The organism is Trinickia camelliae, from assembly GCF_053525655.1.
Window position 1 is genome coordinate 300,263 of the sequence record NZ_JBCHAA010000007.1, and the last position, 15,446, is coordinate 315,708.

The 15,446-nt window shown below is 63.7% G+C and carries 14 protein-coding genes; 10 read left to right on the forward strand and 4 right to left on the reverse strand.

Annotated features, from left to right (window positions below; genetic code table 11):
• From AAHK20_RS14795 to AAHK20_RS14815, 5 genes are read left to right on the forward strand one after another with little or no spacing between them, the layout of a single operon-like run.
• The gene (locus AAHK20_RS14795; protein WP_449182209.1) at positions 1–1,500 is read left to right on the forward strand and encodes an efflux transporter outer membrane subunit; all 1,500 of its coding nucleotides are present in this window, start codon (positions 1–3) and stop codon (positions 1,498–1,500) included.
• The gene (locus AAHK20_RS14800; RefSeq protein WP_449182210.1) at positions 1,497–2,795 is read left to right on the forward strand and encodes a paraquat-inducible protein A; all 1,299 of its coding nucleotides are present in this window, start codon (positions 1,497–1,499) and stop codon (positions 2,793–2,795) included. The genes AAHK20_RS14795 and AAHK20_RS14800 overlap by 4 nt, the downstream gene beginning before the upstream one ends.
• Complete coding sequence (locus AAHK20_RS14805; RefSeq protein WP_449182211.1) at positions 2,770–4,389, forward strand: PqiB family protein; 1,620 nt, start codon at positions 2,770–2,772, stop codon at positions 4,387–4,389. Before AAHK20_RS14800 ends, AAHK20_RS14805 begins: the two co-directional genes overlap by 26 nt.
• Complete coding sequence (locus AAHK20_RS14810) at positions 4,386–4,982, forward strand: PqiC family protein (protein WP_449182212.1); 597 nt, start codon at positions 4,386–4,388, stop codon at positions 4,980–4,982. Before AAHK20_RS14805 ends, AAHK20_RS14810 begins: the two co-directional genes overlap by 4 nt.
• A 34-nt stretch (positions 4,983–5,016) precedes the next feature.
• The gene (locus tag AAHK20_RS14815; RefSeq protein ID WP_449182213.1) at positions 5,017–6,360 is read left to right on the forward strand and encodes a TAXI family TRAP transporter solute-binding subunit; all 1,344 of its coding nucleotides are present in this window, start codon (positions 5,017–5,019) and stop codon (positions 6,358–6,360) included.
• Positions 6,361–6,376: 16 nt separating this feature from the next.
• Here AAHK20_RS14815 and gltS read toward each other — a convergent pair whose 3' ends face one another.
• The 4 genes from gltS to AAHK20_RS14835 all read right to left on the reverse strand — a co-directional run bounded on the left by gltS (position 6,377) and on the right by AAHK20_RS14835 (position 10,380).
• Complete coding sequence (gene gltS / locus AAHK20_RS14820) at positions 6,377–7,582, reverse strand: sodium/glutamate symporter (RefSeq protein WP_449182214.1); 1,206 nt, start codon at positions 7,580–7,582, stop codon at positions 6,377–6,379.
• Between the two features lie 28 nt (positions 7,583–7,610).
• Positions 7,611–8,822 carry a Na+/H+ antiporter NhaA gene (gene nhaA / locus AAHK20_RS14825; protein ID WP_449182215.1) on the reverse strand — a complete coding sequence of 404 codons (1,212 nt, stop codon included), beginning with the start codon at positions 8,820–8,822 and terminating at the stop codon, positions 7,611–7,613.
• Positions 8,823–8,963: 141 nt separating this feature from the next.
• Positions 8,964–9,320, reverse strand: a complete 357-nt coding sequence (locus AAHK20_RS14830) for a hypothetical protein (RefSeq protein ID WP_449182216.1) — start codon at positions 9,318–9,320, stop codon at positions 8,964–8,966.
• 31 nt (positions 9,321–9,351) lie between these two features.
• Positions 9,352–10,380: a substrate-binding domain-containing protein gene (locus tag AAHK20_RS14835; protein ID WP_449182217.1), complete on the reverse strand. Its 1,029-nt coding sequence runs from the start codon at positions 10,378–10,380 to the stop codon at positions 9,352–9,354.
• Positions 10,381–10,561: 181 nt separating this feature from the next.
• Between AAHK20_RS14835 and AAHK20_RS14840 the strand changes: the two genes are divergently transcribed.
• The 5 genes from AAHK20_RS14840 (at position 10,562) to AAHK20_RS14860 (ending at position 15,308) form a co-directional block, all read left to right on the forward strand.
• The gene (locus AAHK20_RS14840; protein ID WP_449182218.1) at positions 10,562–11,683 is read left to right on the forward strand and encodes a fatty acid desaturase; all 1,122 of its coding nucleotides are present in this window, start codon (positions 10,562–10,564) and stop codon (positions 11,681–11,683) included.
• A gap of 26 nt (positions 11,684–11,709) precedes the next feature.
• Positions 11,710–12,033, forward strand: coding sequence for a non-heme iron oxygenase ferredoxin subunit (locus tag AAHK20_RS14845; protein WP_449182219.1), 324 nt, complete (start codon positions 11,710–11,712; stop codon positions 12,031–12,033).
• An 83-nt stretch (positions 12,034–12,116) separates the two neighbouring features.
• Complete coding sequence (locus AAHK20_RS14850) at positions 12,117–13,160, forward strand: sugar ABC transporter substrate-binding protein (protein ID WP_449182220.1); 1,044 nt, start codon at positions 12,117–12,119, stop codon at positions 13,158–13,160.
• A gap of 20 nt (positions 13,161–13,180) precedes the next feature.
• Complete coding sequence (locus AAHK20_RS14855) at positions 13,181–14,434, forward strand: NAD(P)/FAD-dependent oxidoreductase (protein ID WP_449182221.1); 1,254 nt, start codon at positions 13,181–13,183, stop codon at positions 14,432–14,434.
• A 10-nt stretch (positions 14,435–14,444) separates the two neighbouring features.
• Positions 14,445–15,308: a sugar phosphate isomerase/epimerase family protein gene (locus AAHK20_RS14860; RefSeq protein WP_449182222.1), complete on the forward strand. Its 864-nt coding sequence runs from the start codon at positions 14,445–14,447 to the stop codon at positions 15,306–15,308.
• Positions 15,309–15,446: the final 138 nt, after the last annotated feature.

Below are 15,446 nucleotides of genomic sequence, written 5' to 3' on the forward strand. Positions count from 1 at the left end.
ATGCGCCGCATTGCGCCCACGCGCCTCCTCGCGCCCATCCTGCTGCTCGCGCTGAGCGGCTGCCTGCTCGGCCCCGACTACGTGCGGCCGAAAGTGGACGTGCCGCCGTCGTTCCGCTTCGAGTACAAGGATGCGCAGGACGTCGCCAATACCAAGTGGTGGGAGCAGTTTCAGGACCCGGTGCTCAACGAGCTGATCGCGACGGCGCTCGCGGACAACCTCGATGTCAAGAACGCGACGGCGCGCGTCGACGAATTCCTCGGCCAGTTCGTGAGCACGCGCTCGGCGCTGTTTCCGCAGGTCAGCGCGGGGTTCGACGCTTCGCGTCAGCGCGCGTCGAAGAGCTCGGCGATTCCGGTGCCTGCGGGCGTGGGCCCGGTGTACAACCAGTTTCAGCCGAGCGTCTCTGCGTCGTGGGACATCGACTTGTTCGGCCAAGTGAGGCGCGAAACCGAAGCCGCGCGCGCGAATCTGCTCGGAAGCGAACAGAGCCGCCGCGCGACGATCCTCACGCTCGTGGCATCGGTTGCGTCGTCGTATATCACGCTGCGCAGCCTCGACCGGCAGCTCGAAATCGCGCAGGACACGACCGAAAGCCGTGCCGAGTCGGTCCACGTGTTCGAGCTGCGCTTCAAGGGCGGGCAGATGTCGCAGATGGAGCTCGCACAGAGCCAGTCGGAATACGAGGCGACGGCCGCGACGATCCCGCAGCTCGAAACGCAAATCGCGCAACAGGAAGATGCGCTGTCGGTGCTGCTCGGACGCGACCCCGGTCCGATCCTGCGCGGCCGTGTGCTGGCGGCGTTGGCCACGCCCGCCGTGCCCTCGGGACTGCCGTCCGACTTGCTCGAACGCCGGCCTGATCTGCAACAAGCGGAACAGAATCTGATCGCGCAGAACGCATTGATCGGCGCGGCGAAGGCCCTGTATTTCCCGTCGATCACGCTGACTGGGCTGTTCGGTTCGGTCAGTTCGCGGTTTTCGAATCTGTGGAGCGGGCCCGCGAAAGTGTGGTCGTTCGGCGGGGCGATCACGGTGCCGATATTCACGGGCGGCAACATCACGGGGCAGGTCCATCAGGCCGAAGCGCGCCAGCAGGAAGCGCTTTTCTCCTACGAGAAGGCCATCCAAGTCGCGTTCCAGCAAACCGAGGATGCGCTGATCGCGCTGCAGAAGTCGCGTGAGCAACTGGACATCCAAGCCAAGCAAGTCGACGCGCTGCGCACCTATCTGCGCTTGGCGCGCTTGCGCTACGAAGGCGGCTACACGAGCTATATCGACGTGCTCGACGCCGAGCGCAGCCTCTTCAACGCGGAGTTGCAATACACGCAGACGCAGAGCCTGACGTTCACGAGCCTCGTCAGCCTCTACATGGCGATGGGCGGAGGATGGGTCGTCGAGGCCGAGCGCATGATCGCGCCGCCTCCACCGCCGGCCAGCGTGCCGCCGCCCGCGGCGGCCGCCCAGCCCGTCGCGCCCGTCGTGGAGACGCCGCAATGAGCCGCGTCAATCTCATCGCCTGCCACGAATGCGATCTTCTGCAGCAAGAGGTCGCGGTGCCGCCCGGCGGCGTGATGCGCTGCTGCCGCTGCCATGCCGAGCTGGCTCGGAACCGCGCGGGCGGTCTCGAGCGTGCGCTCGCGTTTTCGCTGGCGGCCGTCGTGCTGTTCGTCGTTTGCAACCTGTATCCGATCGTGGGCTTGTCGGTGAGCGGGACGGTGGTCGAAACGACGCTGCTCGGGGCCGTGTGGGTGCTCTATCTGGACGGCATGTGGCCCATCGCCGGACTCGTCTTCGCGACCACCTTTCTGCTGCCGGTGGTGCAGACGCTGAGCATGCTCTGGATGCTGCTGCCGCTGCGCTTGAACCGCGTGCCATGGGGCGCGGCCTTCGTGTTTCGTTTGTGCCGCGCGACCGCGCCTTGGGGTATGACCGAAGTGCTGATCCTCGGTTTGCTGGTGGCGCTGGTCAAGCTCTCGCATATCGCGAGCGTCGTGGTGGGGACCGCGCTGTGGTCGTTCGGCGCGCTGATGCTGATCCTGGCCGCTGCGGGCGCGGCGTTCGATACGCGGCAGATCTGGGCGCGCATTGCCGCTCTGCAAGGGCGCGGCAGTGCTGCTGAGCAAAGCGTGAGCGCCGCCTTGTTGCCTGCGGGCGTCGTCACCGCCGCGCAATGCGGGCTCGTGCTCTGTCACGACTGCGGGCTGCTCGCGCGAGCGCCGGTTCATGCACACGATTGCTCGTGCCCGCGTTGCGGCGCCGCCATGCACCTGCGCAAGCCCGCGAGCTTCTCGCGCACCTGGGCGCTGCTGATCGCCGCGATGGTGCTGTACATCCCCGCGAACGTGCTGCCGGTGATGTACACGAGTTCGCTGTTCGGCGCGCAGAACGACACGATCTTGAGCGGCGTCGTCTACCTCTGGACTTCGGGTTCGTGGCCGCTCGCCGTGGTCGTCTTCATCGCGAGCATCGCGGTGCCGATGCTCAAGATTCTCGCGATCGCGTATCTGGCGATCTCGACGCAGCTGGGTTCGCGCTGGCTGCCGGAGCAGCGCACGCGCATCTACCGCGTGGTCGAGTTCGTCGGACGCTGGTCGATGCTCGACATCTATGTGATCACGATGCTCGTCGCTCTGGTGCAGTTCCAGGCCTTGGCGACGATTCAGGCCGGCGCCGCGGCGATCGCGTTTGGCTCTGTGGTCGTGCTGACCATGTTCGCCGCGATGGCGTTCGATCCGCGCCTGATCTGGGACGCAGCGGAGCAAGATCATGCCAGGACCCGAACACAAGCCTGACGCCCCTGAACTGCCCGAGGCCGTGGTCGCCACGCGCTCGCGCTGGCGCATGCAGCTGGTGTGGCTCGTGCCGATCGTCGCGCTGCTGATCGGCGGCTGGCTCGCGGTCAAGGCGGTGATCGACCGGGGGCCGACCATCACCATCAGCTTCAACACCGGCGACGGACTGGAAGCGGGCAAGACGAAGATCAAGTTCAAGAACGTCGATGTCGGCGTCGTGAAGACGGTGACGCTGACGGCCGACAGCAAGCGCGTGATCGCAACGGCCGAGATCACCAAGGACGCCACCAAGCTGCTGCTCGACGACACGCGCTTCTGGGTCGTGCGCCCGCGCATTTCCGGCGGGACGGTCTCGGGCTTGAGCACGCTCTTGTCGGGCTCGTTCATCGGCATGGACGTCGGCAACTCCGACAAGGACCGCCGCGATTACATCGGCCTCGAAGTCCCGCCGGTACTCACGAGCGACGTGCCCGGCCGGGAGTTCGTGCTGAAGAGTGTGGACATGGGTTCGCTCGACGTCGGCTCGCCGATCTTCTTCCGCCGTCTGCAGGTCGGGCAGATCGCCGACTATCAGCTCGATCCCGACGGCCGCGGCGTGACGCTGCGCGCGTTCATCAACTCGCCCTACGACAAGTTCGTGAAGCCCGAAACGCGCTTCTGGCACGCGAGCGGCATCGACGTGAAACTGGATACCAACGGCGTGCAAGTGAGCACGCAGTCGCTCGTGTCCATCATGCTCGGCGGGCTCGCATTCGAGACACCGGATGACGCGCTCGCGCAACCCGCGGCGGCGGCCAAGACCACATTCACGCTGTTTGCGAACCAGGCCGAGGCGTTCAGGCGCCACGACAGCATCGTCGAGCCGTACATGGTGAACTTCACCGATTCGGTGCGAGGCCTTACCGTAGGGGCACCCGTCGAATTCCGCGGCATCGTGATCGGCGAAGTGACCGGCATCTATACGCGCTTCGATCCCGTGACTCGCCAGTTCAGCATTCCCGTCGAATTCAACCTGTTTCCGGAGCGTTTCACTTCGCGCTATCAGACCGGCGAAAAAGGCGGGCGTCTGTCGAAGGATCCGCACCAATTGACGAACTTCCTGGTTGCGCAAGGCATGCGTGCGCAATTGCGAACGGGCAACTTGTTGACGGGGCAGCTCTATATCGCGCTCGATTTTTTCCCGGGGGTGGCGAAAGCGACCGTGAACTGGGCCGCGAATCCGCCTGAATTGCCGACCACGCCGGGCGCCTTGCAATCGTTGCAGGATTCCATGACGCACCTGATGGCAAGGCTGAACACGATTCCGTTCGAGGCGATCGGCAAGAACGCGCAGGACACGCTCGCGGAAGCGAACGCGATGCTCGCGCGGCTCGACACGGAAGTGCTTCCGCAAGCCGGCTCTACGCTGGCCGCCGCCCATGCCGCGCTCAATTCCGCCAACAGCGCGTTGCAGCCGGGTTCGGCGCTGCAGCAGAACACCAGCGACGCCATGCAGGAACTGGCGCGTACCGCCGCGGCCTTCCGCACGCTTGCCGATTATCTCGAGCGGCATCCGGAGGCGCTGATTCGCGGCAAACCGGAGCCTCAGCCGTGAAACGCTCTCTCTCATTCCTCGCCGTGTTGCTGTTGGCTTTAGCGGGCGTGCTCGGCGGTTGCGGCAGCTCGCCGATTGCCCGCTTTTACACGCTCAAACCCGACGCGACGTTGGCGAGCGACGCGTCCTCCATGCCGCTTCATGTCGTCGTCAATCCGGTCACGATTCCCGATCTCGTCGATCGTCCGCAGATCGTCACGGGGGCAGCAGGCAACCAAGTCTCGATCGACGAATTCGACCGCTGGGCCGAGCCGCTGAAAGGCGATATCGCACGCGTGATCGCCGCGGACCTGGGCGCGTTGCTGGGCTCGGAACGCGTAACCGTGTTCGATACAGCCGCCGATATGTCATCGGTCTGGCACGTGCGCGTCGATGTCATGCGCTTCGATTCGATGCCGGGCGACGCGGTCACGGTTGAAGCGCAATGGGCGGTGTGGCCGCCGAAAAAACCCGCGCCTGTCTGGGGGCACTCGCTCGAACACGAGCGGGTGCAGGGGCAAGGCTATGACGCCGTCGTCGCGGCTCACGATCGCGCGCTCGCCGCGGTGAGCCGCGATATCGCGTCGGCCATTCGCACGAATCTGGCTCAGTGACGGCCGCATTGACGGCCGCAACGACGGCATCAGGATGTCCAGGCTGAACCCCGTGCCTCATCGCAAAGTGAAAGCCCCGATGACACCGGGGCGCCGGCGGCTTCTCATCATCGGCACGATTGTGTTGCTGGCCGCGTTGGGCTGGGCGCTAACGGCCGCGCTCGAGCCCGCTTTCCAGCACACGATCGTCATCACGACCGGGGCGGACAAGGGAATCTATCGCGGCTTTGCCGATCGCTATGCTCCCATCCTCAAGCGCGATGGCATCACGCTCGATATCCGCAGCTCCGCCGGCTCGATCGAAAACTATCAGCGGCTGAAGGACCCGGATAGCGCGTACGACGTGGGCTTCATCCAATCCGGCACGACGAACCCGAGCGAGACCGACCATCTGGAGACGATTGCCGCCGTCTCATACGAACCGATCTGGGTGTTCTACCGTGGCGACACCACGATCGACCGGCTGGCGCAGCTGCGCGGCAAACGGATTTCCGTGGGGGTTCCCGGCAGCGGCCTGCTCAACGTCGCGCAGGTTTTGCTCGGCTACAGCGGTGTCACGCGGGAGAACACCACGCTCGTGGAAATGGATGCGCCCAACGCCTATCAAGCTCTGGAAAGTGGCCGGCTCGATGCGGCTTTCTTTATCGGCAGGCCCGATGCGCCGATGCAAACGACCCTGCTGAACAGCGATCTGAAGCTGATGAGTTTTGCGCAGGCCGATGCGCTGGTGCAGAAATTTCCGTCTCTCTCGAAGATCATATATCCGCGCGCGTCGACCAGCATCGCCAACGATCTTCCGAAGTCCGATGTCACCTTGCTGGCCGCGACGGCTCAGCTGGTCGCCAAAGAAAGGCTGCACCCCGCGCTCGTCTACTTGCTGCTCGACGCAGCCAAGTCCGTCCACGGCGGCGAAGATTACTTCACGCCGCTCGGCACCTTTCCCAATCTGAAAACGCAGGAATTCCCCATCTCCGACGAAAGCACGCGCTACTTCAAATCCGGCCGCCCGTTTCTGCAGCGCTACCTTCCTTTTTGGCTCGCCAGCTTCATCGAAAGACGCTTGCTGATCGTCGTGCCGTTCGCCGCGATACTCGTGGGCTTGCTGCAGGCATTGCCGCGCATGGTGGCGGCGCGGATCAAGAGGCGCTTGGTCGTGTGCTACTCGGACATCAAAATTCTGGAAGACGAAATATGGCGAACGCCACAACCGACCCGGGACCAGATTGCCCAATGGCGCGATGAAATCGAGAGCATCGATGCGCATGCCAGTCAGATACGGATCCCCCAGCGCTATTTCCACGAGGTTTACGTCCTCAAGCAAGCCATTGGTGTCGTTCGGGAGCGCATCGCCCAGGTCGCGCGGAAGGGGCGGGCATAGCGCGCGGCGGCGCGCGTCATCCGTAAATCGGCAGCAGCAGGAACAGCTTGATGACGATCGCGTTGGCGATATCGATGAAGAACGCGCCGACCATCGGCACCACCAGAAACGCCAGATGGGATGGGCCGAACCGCTCCGTGATGGCCTGCATGTTGGCGATCGCGGTCGGCGTGGCCCCGAGGCCGAAGCCGCAATGCCCCGCCGCGAGTACCGCCGCGTCATAGTTGCGGCCCATGACGCGAAAGGTCACGAACATCGCGTAGGCGGCCATCGCAACCGTCTGGATCGCCAGGATCGCGAACAGCGGCAGCGCAAGCGAGGCCAGGTCCCACAGACGCAGGCTCATCAGCGCCATCGCGAGAAAGATGCTGAGGCTGACGTTGCCCAGCATCGACACGGCGAGTTCGGACACCGCGTACAGGCGGCTCATCGCGAGCCCATTGCGCAACACGACGCCGACGAACAGCACCCACACGAAAGCGGGCAATTCGATGGCCGTGCCGTTGGACCACGACGCGAGCGCCGCGCCGGCGGTAAGACACACCGCAATCAATGCGATGGTTTCGATGACGGAGTCCGGCGTAATCGGGCGCACCGCCTTGGGCTCTTCGAAAGCGGTTGCGTTGGCGGTGTCGCCGGGTTGCTGCGCGGGGACGAGACGATAGCGCGTGATCAGGAATCGCGCGACCGGCCCGCCGATCAAGCCGCCGAGGATCAGGCCGAACGTGGCGCACGCAATGGCGATTTCGGTTGCCGCCGCGAGCCCGTGACGCTCGGAAAACACCTTGGCCCACGCCGCCCCTGTGCCGTGACCGCCCGAGAGCGTCACCGACGCCCCGAGCAGGCCGAGGATGCGCTCTTGCCCCAAGGCCCAGGCAAGCGCGATGCCGAGCGCATCCTGCATGACGAGCAAGCCCGCTACCACGCCGAGAAAGACGATCAATGCCCGTCCGCCGGATTTCAGCGCCGCCAGATCGGCGTTCAGACCGATGGTGGCAAAGAACGCGAACATCAGCGGCGATTGCAGGGCGTTGTCGAAGCGCACTTCGATGTGCGAGAAGCTGCGCAGCGCAAAGATCAGCAGCGCGACGAGCAGCCCGCCTGCGACGGGTTCGGGAATGCTGTAGGTGCGCAGCACCTGGACTCGGGCAAGGATTTGCCGCCCGAGCAGCAGCACGAGGCACGCTGCGGTCAGCGTTTCCAGCGGGTCGAGGCTCACCATGTTGTTCTCCGTTTTATGGTTCGATCGATCAGCTGCGCGGCGGGGAGGTGTTGGAGTGTCCGGGCGCCAGCTTCAGCAGCATATAGCCGACGATGCCCGAGAGCAACGAACCGACAATCACGCCTAGGCGGATGGGCGTGAAGTATTCCGGTCCTTCGAACGCGAGAGAGCCGATGAACAAGCTCATCGTGAAGCCCACGCCGCACAGTGCGGCAACGCCGGCCAGCTGCGGCCAGTTCGCGCCGGCAGGGAGCTTGGCGAGCCCGAGCCCGATCAGCACGGCACTCGCTCCGCAAACGCCGACGAACTTCCCCGCGAAAAGGCCGGCGGCGATGCCGAGCGGCAGCGGCTCGGCGAGCGCGGCGAGCGTGATGCCGGCGAACGAGACCCCGGCATTGGCGAAAGCGAAAATCGGCAAGACCGCGAACGCGACCCAAGGGTGGAGGCTGTGCTCGAGCCGGTGCAGGGGAGCGTGCCCTTCGGCATCCGCCGTCTTCAGCGGCACGGCGAAAGCGGTCGCCACCCCGGCGAGCGTCGCGTGCACGCCCGACTTCAGAACGAACACCCACAGGAACACGCCGACGATCATGTAAGGCGCGATGCGCGTGACGTTGAAGAGGTTCAAGGCAATCAGCAGCGCCACGGCAACGGCTGCGAACAGCAGCATCGAAACCGAAAGATCGGCGGTATAGAACAGCGCAATGATGACGATGGCGCCCAGGTCGTCGGCGATCGCGACGGCGGTCAGGAAGATCTTGAGCGACACCGGCACCCGGTCGCCGAGCAGCGACACAATGCCGAGCGCGAAGGCGATGTCGGTGGCCGTTGGAATCGCCCAGCCGTTCAATGTCTCGCCGCTGCCGCGATTGATGAGGTAGAAGACGAGCGCGGGCAACACCATTCCGCCCAATCCGGCAACGACAGGCAGCACGATCTGCGCGGGCGTGGACAGCTCGCCTTCGATGACCTCGCGCTTGACCTCCAAGCCGACGAGGAGAAAGAAAATCGCCATCAAGCCGTCGTTGATCCACAGCAACAGCGGCTTCGCGATGGCGAACGATCCGAAGCGGACCTCTACGGGAATGTTGAGCAGCGCCTCGTAAGCGGCGCGAAGCGGCGTGTTACTGCAGATCAACGCAAGCGCGGCCGTTGCCGCAAGCAGCAAACCACCCGCGGACTCCAGTCTGAGGAAGTCGGTAATGCTGTCGGTCGTCTTGCGAATCGCGGTGCCGATCACCATACCCGTTCCTCTGTTTGCGCATTCGCTTCGAATCGGAACTTGACGCGCGTGGAACGCCAAGCCGAGGGCTTGGCTTGATTGTGTCACGCGGGCTGGTGGAATCAATAAGACCTTAGTCCGACGCTTGAGGACGCACTTTTCCTAACAACTGTGCGTTCTGAAGAAGATGATCAACTGCACGATACGAAGCGAAAAGAACAGGTAGCCGATGCTCAGCGCGGCCTGCAACGCGAAGTGCCATCGCAATCTCGCGAGCCTTCGCAATCCGTCCAGGAAGTTGAGTCCTACGAGCAGGCAGCCGATTCCGGCCACGACGTAGCCCGCAAACAAGGGATCGGACAATCCGAACACGTCGATGGTGTCGAAGCGCTTCACCGTTTCGAAGCCTGCCGCGACGAGGACAGTGGCGATCACGAGATTGCGGATGTGTTCGAACGCGGCTTTCAGACCGCCTTGATCAAAGAGTGCCCGCACGACGAAAGTTGAGACGGATCGCATCGAGTCCCTCCTGGGTGGGGTCACGCAAGAGTCAATATAGTGAATATCGCGAGTATGTCTGCAGCGGAATGATCGCCTGCGCCTGAACGGCCGCGCCTTCATGCGCGGACTTCAAGTGCTCGACAGCGGTGCGCAGCAAAAGCCGTAAGTCCTGCGTCAGCAGATAGTCGATTGCGTCCGAGCGCAACAGCGGCTCCGTGATCCGGTTGACCTCGTGCGTCACATAAAGCGTGCGGCCCGCGAGATTGTGCTCGCGCAGCGCCGCCGCCAGCCCTTCGTTGCCGCCTGCCACGTTATAGATGCCGTCGAGCTTCTTGTGCTCGTCGAGAAAACGCCGCGTGGCTTCGTAAGTCGCCGCGCCCGAGTCGGCGCCCTTGATCACCTCGACCAGATTCACGTGCGGGAAACGCTGTCTCAGCAACGAGCGAAAGCCGATCTCGCGATCCTCATGGCAGGTGTACGAAAACGTGGCGACGACCACTGCCACGTCGGGAGACGCATGCGCCTGCAAATGCCGCCCGATCAGAAACGCCGCCGACTGTCCGGCCGCGCGGTTGTTGACGCCGACGTACGTGTGGCGCGCATCGGCGTCGACATCGGTGATCAGCGTGACCACCGATTTGCCGGCCGCCATGCATTCGCGCAGCGCCGAGGTCGTCGTGGCGGTGTTCGTGCAGATGATGCCGATGCCGTCGGCAACGGCTGCCGCTTTGCGTACGCGCGCCGCCACTTCGTCGTCGGCGGCGCCGACGCACCGCACGATCTCAAGACGCACGCCGCCATCCGCGAATTCCGCTTCGAGCGCGGCGGCGGTGCGCGTGAGCTCGTCGGTGAACGCATCGCCGGCTTGGGCGAGCAATTTGAAGTCGTAAGCCGTTGACTTCGCGCGAGTCGACGGTTTGGAGGAGGTTGCGCCGGCGCTCAATTGTTTCAACGCCGCTTCGACCGCGTGGCGCGTGCGCGGATGCACGCCGGGGCGGTCGTTCAGCGCGCGATCGATGGTCGCGCGGCTCAACTGCGTGATCTCCATGAGCTGCTTGAGCGTCGGCTTGCCTTTCACTGGTGTCTCCCGATCTGCGGGTCGAGGCACCCGCACGGCGCCATTTTGCCTCAATTTGAGGCGAATGGCGTGATCTTCATTGCTACCTAATTCGATTGTGAGATCCGCAACTACTGGAATACCCTTGGTGAATCAGAATGAGGCATTTTAGGTTTTGACTGGTGCTCATTAAGAGTCTTAAATGCACTCAAACGATGATCAATGCCTCACGCAAGTCATCACCGAATCGAACATCCAGCACCGGGAGCAACTCATGTCCGTACAAGAAGGCGCCGCGAAACCGATCACCATGGACGACTGGTACAAATGCCGTCTCGACCGCAAGGTGCTCAAGGAGGTCACGCGCCGCAACGACCGCGACGGCCTTCTGCATTTCGGCGGTCTCATGGCTTTGGTGGCGGCAAGCGGGGTGCTCGCGTGGCTGTCGCTCGGCACGTTCTGGTGCGTGCCGGCGTTCCTCCTCTACGGCACGCTCTACGCGTTCGCCGAGGCAATGGAACACGAACTGCGCCATCGCACGCCGTTCAAGACCGAATGGCTGAACGAGGCGGTGCATTGGGTGATCTGCTTCATGACGTGGCGCGAACAGATCTACAGCCGCTGGTCGCACGCACAGCACCACACGTACACGCATTTGACGGCCACGGTGCCATCCGATGTCGAGATCGCCGTCAAGCGTCCGCCGAATTACCTGAAGCTCGTCACCGATTTTCTGCGCATCTCGCACGGCATCCATCATCTGGGCAACATCGTCTTGCACAGCCTCGGCATCGTATCGAAGAGCGCGAAGGCCGTGGTGCCGCCTACCGAATATCGCGCGATGTGCAGGAACTCGCGCATCGTCCTCGCGCTTTACGTCGGCGTGGGGGCGTGGGCCGTCGTGGCGCACAGCTGGCTGCCCGTGGTGTTCTTTCTGCTGCCGCGCTCGTACGGCGCCTGGCTGCATGAACTGCTTGCGATCACGCAACACACGGGGCTGCGCGAGAACGAACTCGATCATCGCTTTTCGACGCGAACCCTCAAGCTGAACCGCTTCCTGCAGTTCCTCTACTGGAACATGAACTATCACGTCGAGCACCACATGTTCCCGAACGTGCCGTTTCACGCGCTGCCGCAATTACGCAAGGCGATCGAAGCGGATTTGCCGCCGGCTTACGACGGTCTCTTCAGCGCTTGGAGCGAAATCCTGCACGTCTTCCAGATGCAGCGGCACGACCCCGATTACATGGTGACGCCCAGCGTGCCCGGCAAAACCGGCGCGGCGGCTCTACAGCGCTCCGACGACGCTCAGCTCGCCGCCTGAGTTCGTCAATCGAAAAGGATCACGCTATGAACGTTTTGCAATGGCACCCAGTTTGCGCTTGCGACGACATCGAAGAAGAAGACGTCATCGAGTTCGAGCACAACGGCAAGCTGTATGCGGTCTATCACACGCCGAGCGGCTTCTACGCGTCGGCGGGGCTTTGCACGCACGAGACCGCGCGCTTGGCCGAGGGCCTCGTGTTTGGCGAGGTCATCGAGTGCCCGATGCACATGGGGCGTTTTCACATTCCGAGCGGCGCCGCGAAAGGGGCGCCTGTATGCGTGAATCTCGTCACGCACCCGGTCAAGACGGAGAACGGTCAGGTACTCATCGGCTTGGTCGACGATTGAGATTGAAGCAGCCACAAGAGCTGAAGTAGCAAGACAAGCCGAGGCACGACATCGGCAAACCCATCACCGACATGGAGACAGACATGCAATTGCTTGTCAGTAAGACCCGAAAGGCGCTTTGCCTTGCCGCCGCGATGCTGAGCCTCGGACTGTGCGCCGGCGCGCAAGCGGACCCCGTGGCCCGTTTCGATTTCGTCACGCACGCGCCCGATTCGGACGCATGGTGGAACACGGTCAAGAACGGCATCAAGCAGGCCGACGAAGATTTCAACGTGCAGACCGATTACCGCAACCCGCCTAACGGCGATATCGCCGACATGGTGCGGCTGATCGACCAGGCGGCGGCGCGCAACTACGACGGCGTCGTGACGACCATCGCCGATTTCGATCTGCTCAAAGATCCGGTCTCGCGCCTGAAAGCGAAGAACATTCCGCTCATCACCGCCAACACCGGCACCGAACAGCAGAGCGCCGACCTCGGCGCGTTGATGCACGTGGGCCAGCCTGAATATCTGGCAGGCAAGGAGGCAGGCTTGCGCGCCAAGGCCGATGGCGTGAAGACGTTTCTCTGCGTGAACCACTACGCGACCAATCCGCTTTCGTTCGAACGCTGCCGCGGTTTCGCGGACGCGATCGGCGCGGACATGAAGGCATCCGTGCTCGATGCCGGCACCGATCCGACCGGCATCCAATCGAAAGTCAGCGCGTATCTGCGCTCGCATCCGGGCACGCAAGCGGTGTTGACGCTCGGCCCGACCTCCGCCGATCCGACGATCCGCGCCGTGACCAGCCTTGGCCTCGCCGGCAAGATATGGTTCGCGACGTTCGACATCGACCCCGATGTCGCCAAGGCGATCAAGGACGGCACAATCAAGTTCTGCACCGATCAGCAGCCGTATCTGCAGGGCTATATTCCGATCGCGATGCTCGCGATCATGCACAAGAACCACAGTACGGATGTCGTGGCGGCGCGCACCGAACTCGAGAAGGACCCGAAGTTCATCAAGCGTCTGCAGGACTATGGCCTGAAGCCGGTCTACGAAGCGCGCAACATCAGCTCGGGTCCGGGCTTCATCACGCCGCAGAACATCGAGCAGGTATCGGCGCTGGCTGGGCGCTACCGGTAACGTCGAAGCGGAGTGGGCAGATGAAATCGACAGCTCCGATGGTGATCGCCGGCGGCGGGCAGTGCGGCGCGCGAGCCGCGCACGCACTGCGCGAAAACGGCTGGGACGGTGCGATCGTTTTGCTCGGCGATGAAGGCTTGTCGCCCTACGAGCGGCCGCCGTTATCGAAGTCCGTGCTGCTTGGGCAAAAGACAGCGGCGCAGTGCGCGCTGTACGACGACGCGTTCTATCGCGATCAGCGCATCGATCTGCGCACGGGTGCCGGAGTGACCGCGATTGATCGTGCCTCGCGCAAGGTGATGCTTGGCGACGGCGAGGCTGTGGAATACCACCGTCTCTTGATCGCGACGGGCGCCGAGCCGCGCGCGCTCGAATTGCCCGGTGTCGCGCTGCGAGGCGTGCACATGCTGCGCAGCGTGCCCGATGCGGAGGCCATCGCCGGCGAACTGATGCCGGGGCGGCGGATCGTCGTGATCGGCGCTGGCTTTATCGGGCTCGAAATCGCGGCGTCGGCGGTGGCGCGCGGCTGCAAGGTCATCGTGCTGGAGGCAGCGCCGCGTGCGTTGATGCGCGCGGTGCCCGAGGTGGTGGCGGACGCCTTGGTCGAATTGCATCGTCGTATGGGTGTGGACGTGCGCTTTAACGTGAAAGTCGACGGCTTGACCGGAGACGGCGATACGCGTGTAACCGGCGTGCAACTCGCCGGCGCCTCCATCGTTCCGTGCGACGCGGTTGTGATCGGCATCGGCGTGAATCCGCGCACGGCACTCGCGCAGGCCGCTGGCCTCGATATCGACAACGGCATCGCCGTCGATGCCACGCTGCGCACCAGCGATTCCTCTATCTACGCCGCCGGCGACGTTTGCTCGTTTGTTCATCCTCTCTTTGCACGCCGAATCCGGCTCGAATGCTGGAAGAACGCGGAGGATCAGGCACGCGTCGCCGCGCGCAACATGCTCGGTTTTGAAGAGACGTATGCGTCAGTGCCGTGGTTCTGGTCCGATCAGTACGACATGACGATCCAGATCGCCGGCATGCCTGCGTTCGGCGCGACGACGGTCGTGCGCGAGACCGGCGCGGCGTCGCGTGTTTTCTTCGCGCTCGATGACGGGGGCGTGCTGGTCGGCGCGAGCGGCGTCGGGCGCTCGGGCGAAATCGCACGTGACGTGCGCATCGCGCAAGAGTTGATCGCGCGGCGCGCGTGCATCGATCCGGCGTTGCTAGCTGATCGCAATACGAAGCTGCGTTCCTTGCTCACGGAGGCGGTGCAATGAGAGAGGTGACATGAGCCAGCGTCTGCTCGTATTCCAATCGCTATGGGCGATGGAGCGCCGCCATACAGATGGCTTTGAGCGCTCGCTGGAAGAAAACGTCGCGATGATCGCCGAGGCGGGTTTCGATGGCGTGAGCGCGCACTACACGGATCGTGCCTCCGTCCAGCGGCTCGCACGCTTGCGTGCGGACCACGGACTGAATGCCGAAGGCCAGTGCTTCCCGCGCACGGTGGACGATCTGCAGCCCGTGCTCGAAAACGCGGTGGAGTTCGGTGTGCATCACATCGATCTGCAACCCGACGTGCGTCCGCGTACCGTAGCGGAGTGTCTGACGCTCGTCGACGGCTGGCGGCGGCTCGCCGAACAGGTCGATTTCCCGGTCTACATCGAGACGCATCGCGACCGGATGACCACCGACCTCTATTTCACGCTCGATCTGCTCGACGCCCGGCCCGATCTCGCGTTGCTCGGCGACATCTCGCACTACCTCGTTGGACGTGAGTTCGCGTGGCCCGTCTCCGACGAGAATCACGCGCTGATGCATCGCATCCTCGATCATTCGTGGGCGTTTCATGGCCGCGTTGCGAGCCGCGAGCAGGTGCAGATCGAGCTTTCGTTCGCGCCGCATCGAATGTGGGTCGACTTGTTTCTCGATTGGTGGCGGTACGGCTTCGCCTCATGGCGTCGGCGCGCGGGCGAGCACGACACGCTCGCTTTTACCTGCGAACTGGGCCCCAAGCCGTACGCGATCATCGGCCGCGACGGCAACGACACGACCGACCGCTGGGCCGAATCGCTGCTGCTGCGCGACTGGATTCGCGAGGTATGGCGAGACGTCGAGCAAAACGTGCAGCCTGCGGGCGGCCAAGCATAGGAATCACCAACGCGTTAGCAAAGGAAGTCAGGATGAAGACGAAAGCAGCGATCGCATGGAAGGCGGGCGCACCGCTCACGATTGAAGAGGTCGATCTCGAAGGGCCGCGCGCGGGCGAAGTGCTGATCGAAGTGAAAG